Origin of the sequence: Methylocapsa sp. S129, from assembly GCF_009765995.1 — a bacterium.
In the GTDB taxonomy this organism is placed as follows: Bacteria; Pseudomonadota; Alphaproteobacteria; order Rhizobiales; family Beijerinckiaceae; genus Roseiarcus.
Window position 1 is genome coordinate 56,443 of the sequence record NZ_LMUI01000047.1, and the last position, 10,844, is coordinate 67,286.

Consider the following 10,844-nt stretch of genomic DNA (forward strand, 5'->3'; position numbering starts at 1 on the left):
TCCCCATGCCGATCAACCGACGAGTTTTCATGACGGGTCTCGCCGTAGCGGCGAGCGGCGCCGCGCGCGCGGCCGGCGCGGAAGCGCGCGGGCTCTTCTGGACTGCGACGCCGCCGGGCGAGCCGCCGTCGTTTCTGTTCGGTTATGCGCGCACCGCCGCGGCCGTGACCGCCGACATCGTCAAGGACGGCGACCGTTTCGCGGAGCAAGCGCAACGGGTGGTCGCGGACATTCCCAATGTGCAGTTCGCGCGCATCTCGCTGCCGCATGATCGGCTGCCTCCGATCTCGGGCCGCGTCTCGGCGGCGACGGCGGATCGCATCCGCGCCGTGATAGACAAGAGTTTTTCCTCTTTGCCAAACAAGGACAAGCTTTCCGGTTTCGAGACCGCGCTGCTGTTGCACGCCGAAGGCCAGACGCCGGCCCAGCCCAGCGTCGGCGGCACGATCGCGGAGCACGCCCAGGCCACGGGCAAGCCGATCGCCTATCTCGTCTCGGCGGACGAAGCGAAGGCCGCGTTCCATCCGCCTGATCCCGTGGCGCTCGATCAGCGGATCAACGAACAGACCCTCGTCTATCTGCTGGATCTTCGAGACAGGCTCGGTCCGATCGGCAAATATGAAGAGAGCCTCTATACGGCGCGCCGCACCGACGATCTCAGCAAGCTTGGCGTCGAGATGAAACAACATGGCGCGCTGACCACGGCTGACCTGCTCCCCACAAGCACGCTCGAAGAAACGATTCTTGCGCGCGCCCTTCAGGCGGTCCAGACGCCGCAGGATCGGGCGTTCCTGATGGTGGCGGTCGGAACGCTCACGCGCGACGGCGGCGTTCTTTCGAAACTGCGCGAGAGCGGCGTGCAGGTCGCCCTGTCCGCCTGACGTCCTCCCTCGGTCGCGGCGCCGTATGCGTTAGGCGGCCGTCGCCAAGAACATTTCGATTTCCGCGGCTGTGTAAGCGCGAAGCAATTGCGTGCGGATGAAGCCCTTCTTGTTCATGATGAGGAGAAGCGCGTCCGCGGCTGGTTGGTCGGGCCCTTCCAGGATCGTCACCATGTCGTATTGCTGGCCACGCATCCAGAAAACATCTCTTACGGTCACCCCGAATTGCTTCGCGAGAGCCTTGAAGTCATTTGTTCGGCTGACGGTCTGATCGATTTCGCGGATTCCTTGATCGGTATAGGTTCCGAACGCGACATAGATCGCCATGACAACCTCCCGGGTTGGATAGGGGAACCCCGCCCGCAGGACGCGGAGGGTCCATGACAACGCGCGAAGCTCACAAAGGTGACGGCGGGTTTCGGCGACGGCGAACATGGGAAACGAGGCTGCTCCAGCAAGGCGCATCCGCCCGACTAAGCGCGACCTTTCGCAAACTCCCGCCCCACGCCCTTAAAGCCCTACAGGCGGATTTCAGCGTCGGGTGGGATGATTTTGGAAGCAGGCTTGGTCGAGGGGCGCGGGCGGCGTTTGCCCGCGTAACGTTCGCGTTACCGGGGCTTCAAGTTTTCGCGGTCATTCATATCTCCACAGCGTCGGCTTGGGGTCCCCATACCTTCGGACGACTTGCGCGATTGAGCTGGTCCTGCCCCCCATTTCCGGCTCTCGCGCCGCGGCCCGCGCCTCCCGCAGAGGCGCGGGCCGCTTTTTATCCTTCGAGCTCGCGTTTTGAATGAGGCTGTCCCGTCGCCGTTCGAACTCTCACAGCGAGCGCGGCTACAGGAACTTGCCCCCGGCCGGCGGGAACCGTTTCGGGCTTGCGGGAATTATCCCCGCATCGGTCATCCGATTTAAGCAACCTTCGGACTCTCCCCAGTTCCGATTTTATTCCTTCGGTCCGCGCTTCTCTTTTGGCGTGGGCCGTTTTTTTTGGGGGTCTCGCTAGGCGGGAGCTCCCGCAGCAATCAGCCGTGGTCGGTCACGCTGTGGAAAGCCCTCGCCGGCCATGCGACGGCATTGGGCAGCGCCTGCGTGACGCTCGAAGCGAGCTCCGCCGCCGAAGCGCTGCTCCATTTGGCCTGAATCGTCGGCGAAAGCGCGACGCCAACGCCGACGAGGTAGACGATCACTATCAAGGCAATCAGTGCGCGCATCGATCTGTTCTCCTAAAGGCCAGGGTTAACGTCGCGCGCGCGCAATCGTTCCGCGCCGGGTTTTGGACGTGGCGTGGCTCGTGTAGCCGCGGTCGCTGACCGCGGCCCGCTCAGTTAGGCGCCCGCCGCGCTCAGCGAGCGCGGCTACATGAGACCGCCGCGCCTCGCAGCCTCACGAAAAAAGGGCCGCCGAGAGGAAGGGGTTCTCTCAGGCGGCCCAGAGCCGTGAAGGGCTGGGGGGCATTCATCACGGCGCGCCCTCAAAACAGACGACGCGGCGGAAGGTTCCGCGACTTTTTAAAAAATATCCGGGGCGGCGATTTTGCGTCCGCCGGGATAGGAATAGCGTCAGACCGGCGCAGCGAAAGCCGCCAAATTCCAAAACGCCGACGATTCGACTCAATTCCCTCCCAATGCTTGACTGCACGGCGGAGAAGGGAGAGCGGTCATGCCGAAGCGGTTTGAATCGCAGGCCTATAGTCCTGAGGCGACCAGACTGATGAAAGACGCCTTCGAAGAGGCGTGGCTCAAGGTCAAGATCGTCGAACAAGACGCGGATCTGACGCGTCAGCTCCTGGCGAGCGCGATCATCGATCAGGTGAACGCCGGCGTTCAGGACCGCGACAAGATCGTCGCCGCCGCTGTCGCGACTTTAGCGGTGGCGCGCAACGTGTCGCGCTAGCGCGCTGGAACCTGGACAGGACAGACGGCGTTTACCATATGCCGCATCATGGTCGGCATGTGAGCAAGGTTATGACCAACAATGTACGTAGACGCTGCGCGCTTTTGATCGCCTTCATGGCGTCGATGGCGACCGGCGCCGCCGCCAGCGGCATCGGCGACATTACCGGAACTTCGACGCCAGAGGTGGTGACGCCTTCAACCACCCCGGCGCCGCAAACCCCGGCCTATCCCTCGCCCCCCGTTGGGTCGGGCGCCCCCGCATTTCCCGGATCGCCATACGCGGCGCATCAGCGCATGAGCGCTCCGCGCGTCGTCGCGCCCGTCAAACCGCACGGTTAGGGAGCGCGACGATGCGGGGGCGGATCGACGCAAGCCGCTCATTCGCTGGCGAACGGCCGCGGCGCAAATAAGCAACGGCGGAGATGGAACCTTTGGCGGACTTGTCCGTTTCGGCGAAGCCGCGACTGTTCTCCTCCCGGTTCGTCGCGGCTGGGCCGCCTTGAGATGGCCACATCTCGGCGGCCCGCAAGACCCTCGTCCTGCCGGGGTGCAGGCGCGTTACGACGCCCCTACGCCCCTGGCGAGCGTAGGATAGGATCGGGGATGAACGCCATCCCGGCCGCTTGAGAACGCGACCGAGGAATCGCCATGCGCGCCGGCCACGGCGCGCACCGCCGCGGCGGCCTGGGCGTTGCGGGGCACGATCCATATGACCCGGCCCGCGCGAACCTTTTGGCGTATGGCTTCGAGATTGCCCCGCAAGGCCCTATTGGCGGGATCGTTCGATCCGGCGCTGATCGCCGCCCATTCGGCGGTCGGCGCGCCCGTGGCGAGGCGCGCGATCGCGCCGGACGGCAGTCCCACCTTGGCGCGGGATTCGCATCGGGAAAACTGGCCGGCGAGGCCGACGGCGATGCTGTCGCCGATGACAAGGCATTGGGCGGAGGCGGGGCCAGCGCATAGGCAGGCGAAGGCCGCCGCCGCGAGGCGGGCTTTGTTATAGATCATATTTTAAGGCTTCTCTTGTTGATGCAGCGGGCTGCGTGGAACGAGACCGACGCAGCGCGCAGGCTCTGGAGCCGGGCCCCTTAAAGCCGGGATGAGGCGAGATTGCGTCAAAGCCTCGATGGGCCAGCGCCGGCGCCGTGCAAAAGGCCGCAAAACCAAATGTGGTAAAAGGTCAGCGATGCTGACAGAGTGCGCCGCTTCAGAAGGGCGTCGGCTGCGGCAGCACGAAAATCTGACCGGGATAGATGAGCCGGGGATTGCGGATTTGCCCGGCATTGGCGGCGTAAATCTGCGTATAGCGAAGGCCGTTGCCGTAAATCTGCGCGCTAATCGCCCAGAGGCTGTCGCCGGGAACGACTCTCTTGGTGTCGATGCGCCTGACGATGGCATGGGCCGCGTCCGCGGGTTGCGCATCTGCGACCGAGGCCGGCGGCGCAGACGCCGCTGGAAGCGGCGCGACCGCTGAATTGGCTGCGGGCGGCGCGGATGCGACCCCCGACGCGCCGGAAGCAGCGACGGCCGGCGGCGAAGCAGTCGCGGGCGGGACCGCCGGAGGCGCAGCGGCGGCAGGCGGGGAAGCGGCAGGCGCTGGCGCCGGCGTCAGCGCAGCAATCGCCTTTTGCGGTTCCGGCGCAGGGGGCCGCGCCGGCGCGGCGACGGGCGGCGCGGAGGGAGGCGGCTTGGGCGCGACCAGTTCGGCCAGATGCTGGGGATAGTTGAACGGCACTTCCGCGCGTGAAATCACGGAATCCTTGGTCGCATCGATCTCATCGGCGCGGATGGAATAGGCGCCGCCGCTCATGCCGTGTTCGACGGTGAGAGACCAGAGTCCATTGGCCCCGGCCGTGACATTGGCGAGGAAAGAGCCGTTGAGATAGAGGCGCAGCAACGCGCCGGCCGGCGCCGCGCCAGTCGCCACCATGCGGCCCGCTTCATCGGCGGCGACGCCGGAGATAACGGTGCGCGCCGCCGCCGCGGCGGCGGGCGCGGACGCTTCGCTCCTGGCGACGACGATGGGTTCGGCTGGCTTTGCGGGCGCTGGCGCCGCGGCATTTTGTTGAGGAGGACTCTTTGGTGTCTGGGCGGGAGCCTCAATCGCGCGCACCGCCGGCGCCGGTAGCGCGACGGCGCTCGACTGAGCAGGATTTTTCGCGGGCTGCGCAGACGCCACCTTCGCGGGCGGAGCGGACGCAGACGGTGGGCTCGCCGTCGTCGCGGGGATAGACGCCGCGGAGGCGATCGTGGGACCAGGCGCCGGCTTCGCCGGCGGCTGCGGCACATCGATCCCCACGATCCCGGGCGATTGGACAGGCGGACCATCGCCGACGCGTGCGGTCAGGCCAAGCGCATGGGCGCCAGGCGCAAAGGCGGGCGGAATCATCACAAATTGTCCAGCCTCGTCGGCATCCGCTTCGGCGACCACCTCACCGTGATCGGTCATCGCCACTTTCGCCTTCGGCGCGCCGTGACCGGCGATGACCGCCTCCCCCGTCGGTTCAACGCGAACGATATCGAATTGTGGACTCGGCAAATCTGCTTGCGGAGCGGGCGCCGGCTGTTTTGGCGCTGGCGGCGAAACGGCAGGGACCGCCTGCGCTGGGGGCGCCGACCCGACTATAGTCGGCGCGCTGGCGGGCGCCGCCGCAACCGTTTGCGGAGGGCTGTTTGGGGCATGGGACGCCGGACTGAGCAGTTGCGCCGGGGGGCCCGCCTGGACTGCCTGACGCTGGTAACGCCAGACGACGCCCCCTGCCCCTACAGCCGCTACGGCGCCGAACGCCGCCGCCCAATATATCGCTCCCTTTTGCAACATCGCGCATCGCCCTTAGCGCCATCTTTGGCGATGGTCGTTTCATTGGGCGCGAGTTTGCACCCGGACCGAAGTGGCGACAACCCTTAATTTGCTGGCTTCGAGGCCGATCCGCGCTGTTTCGCCCGCGCGCGCCAGCCATCGAGCGACCACGCGCCGGGCCCCAAGGCGGCCAGCACGAGAAAGCCGCCGGCGATGGCGAGGTTCTTCTGAAAGTTTATGACCTGCCCAGCGTCGGCGGCGTCGCTATGAAAAATGAGCGCGGTGAGAATGGCGAATCCGGCCAAGGCGATCGCCGCCCAGCGCGTCATCAGGCCGCTCAAGATCATCAGGCCGCCGCCGAGTTCCGTGAGGATGGCCAGCGGCAATAGAAGCGATGTGACGCCGTGATCCAGCATATAGCCCGCGACGTCGGAATAATGGACGATTTTGCCATAGCCTTCGACGACAAAAATATAGGCCATCAGCGCCCGTCCAACGAAGACAATCGGGTCGACGAGTCCGTGCGGAACGCCAGCATTCCAGTCACGGCTCCGCCGTTCGCCAGTCGACATGCGCAACCTTCCTGTTTCAGCCCAATCGCGCATCGCGGGGCGAGCGGCGAAATCCGATCATTTCCAGTTACAGATTTTGCGCTTTGCCGATCGCTTCCGAGAGGTCCTCATATTCCTCGCATTCGGTCGAACCGCAGAGTTTTTGAATCGTCTGCAACTGCTCTTTCGCCAGATCGAGCTTGTTCTGGATGACATAGGCCTCGCCGAGATATTCGCGCACTTGCGCATAGTTCGGATCGAGGGCGACCGATTTCAGATAATAGCCTATTCCCTCTTCGGTGCGGCCGAGTTTGCGGGTTGCATAGCCGCGGTAGTTCCAGGCCCGCGGCGTATTGGAATCCTGCAATGTGTCCAGAATATCCAACGCCTCTTGATAGCGTTCCGCTTTGGCGAGGGCGTAGGCATATTCAGTCAACGCCGCGTCGGGCAGAACGCCGCTGTGTTTGGCGACGCATTTCTTGTTTTTCGCATCCCAGACCTTGCCCCTGTCGCAAGTCGTCAGGTCGGTCTGACTATTGCGCTGCCCGGACGGCGCCGCGCCCATCGCGCCGTCGCCCCCACCTCCGCCTCCTCCCCCGCCGCCGGCTCCTCCGCTCGCCAAAGCGCGTGGGGCGCTCACGAGCATGAGGCCCAGGACAAGCGCCATTGGCGCGGCGAGCAGACGAACGCGTCCGTGTGATAATGTCGGTGTCATGACCTATGCCTCCTTGTCGACGAGCGAACAACAAACACGTCGGGGTCGCGAAATATTCATTCGCCTTCGCATGATTTTTCGCCGATCGGTTCCCGACGCCCGCGGCGCGCGGGGCGACATAGGTCTGCAATGAAGGGCGCCCCATGAAGGCGATCGGTCCGCAAGAGGTGAAGGCCGGTTTGGCGGCAAATCTCGCGCGTCTCTGGCGTTATGGCCTCGTGCTGTCCGGCGCCCGCGATGTGGCGGACGACCTCGTTCAGGCGACATGCGTGCGCGCCATCGAGCGGGCTGACCAATTTCAGCCGGGCACGCAGCTCGATCGGTGGCTGTTTTCGATTCTACGCTCCATCTGGCTCAATGAGTTACGCTCCCGACGCGTGCGCGAGGGCGGCGGCTTCGTTGACGCCAGCGAAGCGCTTGTCGTCGACGGCGGCCATCAAATCGAAACGAATATTTTCGCGGCTCAAGTGTTGAGAGAAGTTGGCGGACTTCCCGAAGCGCAACGGGAGGCCGTGCTGCTCGTCTATGTCGAGGGCTTGAGTTATCGCGAGGCGGCCGAAGTCCTCGCCGCTCCGATCGGCACGATCATGAGCCGGCTGGCGGCGGCGCGATTGACGCTTGGGAAAATGGGGGCGGCGTCCGAACCTGATCAGGCGCGCCGCCCAGACGACGGCGGCTGGAGGTAGGCGATGAAAACAGGATGGCAACATGACTGGCGATGATGACGACGCCCGGCTCGTCGCCTTTATCGACGGGCGCCTCGACGAAAGCGCGCGCGGCGCCGTCGAGGCGCGCTTGGCGGGCGACGCCGATCTGCGCGAACGCTTAGCGAGGCTGCGGGACGGCGGCCGGCCATTCGCGCCGGCGTTCCAGAGCCTGCTCGATGAAGCGCCCGTCGAACGGCTGAACGCCTTCCTTGCCGCGCTCGACGGAGGGGAACACGAGAGCGCATCCTTCCGCGCGTTGTCGGCTTTTCGCGCAAATCGCTTCGCCGCCGCCGCGGCCATCATCCTGTTCTGCGCAGGCATCGCTGTCGGCCGCTTTGGTCCGTCTTGGTCGACCGCCTCTCCGGAAATAGCTGCGCCTGCAAGCGGCCAGCATGAAGACTGGCGACAGGCGGTCGCCGAATATATGAGCCTCTACACCCCTGACACTTTTGCCGCGAAGACGGCGTCGCAGCCAGACGAACTCAGCGCGCTTGGCGCGAAAATCGGCCTGGCTCTGACGCCCGAGCGGATTGCCTTGACGAGCCTGCAATTCAGGGGCGCGCAGATTTTCAGCTACGATGGCGCTCCGCTCGGTCAACTCGGCTATATCGATCCGGCGACCGGGCCAGTGCTCTTCTGCATCATCCGCGATTCGGAACCGGACGCTGCGATGAAAGCAGAGAAGCGCGGGGGCTTCACGGTATCATCATGGGCGCGCGCGGGCCATGGCTATATGTTGATCGGACGGCTGCCTGTCGATCAAATGGCCGAACTCGCGAACTCGCTTGAACGCCGGTTTTAAACGCGCCTGTGTCGGCGCCTCGCATCTTCGGTCGTATAATTCCTCGTCTTGAGCTGTTTCCTTGATCCCAAGCCGAGCCGCCGCAATTGCGGCGACGCGTCTCACGCTGGAGCGCCAGCATTCAAGAAGGCCGAAACTCCATGTTTTTACCCTTTGCGCCGAAAATCTATCGACATCCAGCTATTGTGGCGCTGGCGCTTACGGCCCTGACAATCGGGCAGGCCGGCGACGCGGCGGCGCGCTCCAACTGGGCGATCGATCCGGCGCGCACGCGCATATCCTTTTCCATCGACGCTGTCGGCTATCCCAAAACCGAAGGCGAATTCCACCAATTCGACGGCCGTATCAGCGTCGATTTCGACCATCCCGGACAGAGTCGCGTGAGTTTCCATGTCGAAGCTCAGTCGATCGATGTCGGCTCCGCGTCGTTCAGCGACTATCTTCGCAGCGCGGCGTTTCTGAACGCCGCCCGCTTCAAAGAAATCGTCTTTACTTCCACAGCCGTGGAAAAAATCGACGAGCACGAAATCCGCGTCACCGGCGACCTGACGATGCTTGGGGTGACGATGCCCTTGACCGTCGATGTCGCGGTAAGCCGTCAGACAGGGCAATCGCGCGCGCGGCTCGGGTTTACGGCGCACGCGAAAATCGATCGACTCGCATTTGGCATGAATTCGGGTTTTCCCGTTATTTCACGCGATGTCGACCTGCTGGTGGCGAGCGAAGCTATCGAGCAATGAGCATGGACGGGGGATCGGAGCAACGTTGGAGCGCGCCGACGATCGCGCTGCACTGGCTGTCGGCGGCTCTTATTCTTGTCCTGCTCGGGCTTGGCTGGTTCATGGTCCATGCCGACCTCGGGGCGGCGACGAAATTCGACCTCTACCAGCTTCATAAATCGCTTGGCTTCCTCAGCCTGGCCTTATTGCTGCTTCGGTTGGGCGCGCGCCTCGTCCAATCTTCTCCGCCGGCGCCCCCTACAATGCCGCATTGGGAGCGGCGTCTCGCCGGTCTGACGCATGCGACGTTCTACGTGCTGCTGCTGGTCGCGGTTTTGTCGGGCTGGCTGTTGGCCTCGGCCGCGATCATCGCCATCCCGACACGATTTTTCGATCTTTTCGTCATTCCCAATCTTGTCGACGCCGACGCGACGCTATCGGCCGAAATGACCTTTTTGCATTATATGGTCTCTCGGCTCCTGATGGGGCTGCTTGTTTTGCATATTGCCGCGGCTCTAAAGCACCATTTCCTCGACCGCGACGACGTTCTACGGCGCATGGTTCGGTTCCGATAAGGCTGAAATGATCAAATCGCCGTGAGACTCACCGTGTCTGTAACAAAACAGCGCCCGTTTCGTATGGGTTACAGGGATAGGTCGAGGCGCCTACGACCAGCAGAGGAGTGAGACATGACCGCACCGAAGAATGAATTTAGCGCTCCGCGCATAGCGCGGTTCGCGCGGCCGGGTTTTCTTGTCGCAACAGTTCTGGGCCTTGGCGCAAGCCTCCTGCTTTCCCGTCCGATGGCCGCCGAGCAGTCGCATCCCCTGCCCGCGCCGGTCGTCGATGAGCAATCCAGCGCGAGTTCGGAAGTCGCGGTCTTTGCGGGCGGCTGCTTTTGGGGCGTTCAAGGCGTGTTCCAGCACGTCAAGGGCGTGACCAATGCGCTCTCGGGCTATGCGGGCGGCGAAAAGAGCACGGCGCAATACGAGACCGTCAGCACGGGATCGACCGGCCATGCGGAATCGGTGAAAATCACGTTCGATCCGCGGCAGGTGAGCTACGGCCGCCTGCTGCAAATCTATTTCGCGGTAGCTCATGACCCGACCGAACTCAACCGCCAGGGGCCGGACACCGGCACGCAATACCGCTCGGAGATTTTCGCCGGCAACGCCGATCAGGCCAGAATCGCCAAGAGCTACATCGCGCAACTCGACAAGGCCGGAGCGTTCGGCGCGCCGATCGTCACCAAAATCGAGGCGCTGAGGGGATTCTATGCGGCCGAGAATTATCATCAGGATTTTCTGACGCTCAACCCGAACTATCCCTATATCGCGATCAACGATTTGCCCAAGGTCGAGGCCCTGAAGCAATTGTTCCCCGATTCATACCGGCAGGACCCGGTCCTCGTCAGTATGGCGCGATCGACGGAGTGACTGTCGGGGATATGGCAAGACCACTTGCGGCCCGATCGGTCCCCACCGCCTTGAATCCATCTGATTTGATGCGGACGTAGCGCCCTGGATCGCCGTTATCAATGACGATCCGCACGATGCCGCCGCGACGGATGACGCGTTCGCCGGGCAGGAGCGCCGCGCCCGGCCGCACGCCCTGAAAATGGGCGTGCCCAATTTGCGGGCGGACTTAAGCAGAAAGCTACGACGCCGAAAAAGGCCTTCCCCACGCCGGGAAGGCCTTATGCGGCTGTTGCGCGATCAATCGCCAGATTTCCCCAAACGCCCGAAGCGTCGGTCGCGGCGGAAATACCCCCATC

Annotated in this window: 14 protein-coding genes; 8 read left to right on the forward strand and 6 right to left on the reverse strand. The window is 63.9% G+C overall.

Annotation, left to right across the window (positions count from 1 at the left end):
* Nucleotides 1-29: 29 nt before the first annotated feature.
* Complete coding sequence (locus GSQ90_RS24515) at nt 30-881, forward strand: hypothetical protein (protein ID WP_158817596.1); 852 nt, start codon at nt 30-32, stop codon at nt 879-881.
* Between the two features lie 30 nt (nt 882-911).
* Here the strand turns inward: GSQ90_RS24515 and GSQ90_RS24520 are convergent, their stop codons facing one another.
* Together GSQ90_RS24520 and GSQ90_RS24525 are read right to left on the reverse strand one after the other, a co-directional pair.
* Entirely contained in the window at nt 912-1,208 is a 297-nt protein-coding gene (locus tag GSQ90_RS24520) for a GYD domain-containing protein (protein ID WP_158817597.1), read from the reverse strand.
* A 695-nt stretch (nt 1,209-1,903) separates the two neighbouring features.
* Nucleotides 1,904-2,092 carry a hypothetical protein gene (locus tag GSQ90_RS24525; protein WP_158817598.1) on the reverse strand — a complete coding sequence of 63 codons (189 nt, stop codon included), beginning with the start codon at nt 2,090-2,092 and terminating at the stop codon, nt 1,904-1,906.
* Nucleotides 2,093-2,540: 448 nt separating this feature from the next.
* Here GSQ90_RS24525 and GSQ90_RS24530 point away from each other — a divergent pair, with 448 nt between their 5' ends.
* Entirely contained in the window at nt 2,541-2,774 is a 234-nt protein-coding gene (locus GSQ90_RS24530) for a hypothetical protein (protein ID WP_158817599.1), read from the forward strand.
* A 71-nt stretch (nt 2,775-2,845) separates the two neighbouring features.
* On the forward strand, nt 2,846-3,115 hold the full coding sequence (locus tag GSQ90_RS24535) for a hypothetical protein (protein WP_158817600.1): 270 nt from the start codon (nt 2,846-2,848) through the stop codon (nt 3,113-3,115).
* A gap of 219 nt (nt 3,116-3,334) precedes the next feature.
* On the opposite strand, the gene GSQ90_RS24540 is transcribed toward GSQ90_RS24535, so the two are convergent.
* The 4 genes from GSQ90_RS24540 to GSQ90_RS24555 form a co-directional block, all read right to left on the reverse strand.
* The gene (locus GSQ90_RS24540; protein WP_158817601.1) at nt 3,335-3,784 is read right to left on the reverse strand and encodes a hypothetical protein; all 450 of its coding nucleotides are present in this window, start codon (nt 3,782-3,784) and stop codon (nt 3,335-3,337) included.
* A gap of 199 nt (nt 3,785-3,983) precedes the next feature.
* A complete protein-coding gene (locus tag GSQ90_RS24545; RefSeq protein WP_210254973.1) occupies nt 3,984-5,225 on the reverse strand; it encodes a LysM peptidoglycan-binding domain-containing protein in 1,242 nt (413 codons plus the stop codon).
* Nucleotides 5,226-5,680: 455 nt separating this feature from the next.
* Nucleotides 5,681-6,148: a DoxX family protein gene (locus GSQ90_RS24550; protein ID WP_158817603.1), complete on the reverse strand. Its 468-nt coding sequence runs from the start codon at nt 6,146-6,148 to the stop codon at nt 5,681-5,683.
* Nucleotides 6,149-6,215: 67 nt separating this feature from the next.
* The gene (locus tag GSQ90_RS24555; RefSeq protein ID WP_246731756.1) at nt 6,216-6,842 is read right to left on the reverse strand and encodes a M48 family metallopeptidase; all 627 of its coding nucleotides are present in this window, start codon (nt 6,840-6,842) and stop codon (nt 6,216-6,218) included.
* Between the two features lie 143 nt (nt 6,843-6,985).
* Here GSQ90_RS24555 and GSQ90_RS24560 point away from each other — a divergent pair, with 143 nt between their 5' ends.
* The 5 genes from GSQ90_RS24560 (at nt 6,986) to msrA (ending at nt 10,506) form a co-directional block, all read left to right on the forward strand.
* Nucleotides 6,986-7,528: an RNA polymerase sigma factor gene (locus tag GSQ90_RS24560; RefSeq protein ID WP_158817604.1), complete on the forward strand. Its 543-nt coding sequence runs from the start codon at nt 6,986-6,988 to the stop codon at nt 7,526-7,528.
* A 22-nt stretch (nt 7,529-7,550) separates the two neighbouring features.
* On the forward strand, nt 7,551-8,351 hold the full coding sequence (locus GSQ90_RS24565) for an anti-sigma factor (RefSeq protein WP_158817605.1): 801 nt from the start codon (nt 7,551-7,553) through the stop codon (nt 8,349-8,351).
* A gap of 140 nt (nt 8,352-8,491) precedes the next feature.
* Nucleotides 8,492-9,091, forward strand: a complete 600-nt coding sequence (locus GSQ90_RS24570; RefSeq protein ID WP_158817606.1) for a YceI family protein — start codon at nt 8,492-8,494, stop codon at nt 9,089-9,091.
* A 2-nt stretch (nt 9,092-9,093) separates the two neighbouring features.
* Nucleotides 9,094-9,645: a cytochrome b gene (locus tag GSQ90_RS24575; protein ID WP_158817607.1), complete on the forward strand. Its 552-nt coding sequence runs from the start codon at nt 9,094-9,096 to the stop codon at nt 9,643-9,645.
* 114 nt (nt 9,646-9,759) lie between these two features.
* The gene (msrA, locus tag GSQ90_RS24580; protein WP_158817608.1) at nt 9,760-10,506 is read left to right on the forward strand and encodes a peptide-methionine (S)-S-oxide reductase MsrA; all 747 of its coding nucleotides are present in this window, start codon (nt 9,760-9,762) and stop codon (nt 10,504-10,506) included.
* Nucleotides 10,507-10,844: the final 338 nt, after the last annotated feature.